1 pseudogene is annotated in these 382 nt (G+C 65.7%); it reads left to right on the forward strand.

The features are described 5' to 3' along the window. Positions 1-18: 18 nt before the first annotated feature. A pseudogene (locus AC0L3B_RS38580) lies at positions 19-382 on the forward strand (hypothetical protein); the annotation flags it as partial.

Below are 382 nucleotides of genomic sequence, written 5' to 3' on the forward strand. Positions count from 1 at the left end.
CAGCATTGGGTCTACCGAATGGACGGTCGCCGCAAATGCTGGTTCCTGGCCGAGGGCATCGCGACGGTGAAGAAGCCCATTCGGGCTCCCATGGCCAAAGACCGCACCGCCAGTTTGGACGAGAACGGGACGAGGTGGAGCGCGGTCGTTGATGCGCGCGCGGAGGTGCTGCGCGCCGCACCGCCCGAGCAATCTCAGCCGCCTGTACCCGAAATGAAGGTAGCTGATGCCGCCTCCAATCTCGGCACGGGGTCGGCGGCCCCCATTGTCGATCTTCCCAACCAGATCACCTCCGAACACTCCGCGCCGGGCCAAGTCGACGTTGGGCAGCTTCTCGCCGACGCACCTCAAGATATGCCGCTGGGCGCGCGCACTGCAGAGG

It is taken from the genome of Bradyrhizobium sp. Kon56 (assembly GCF_055807635.1).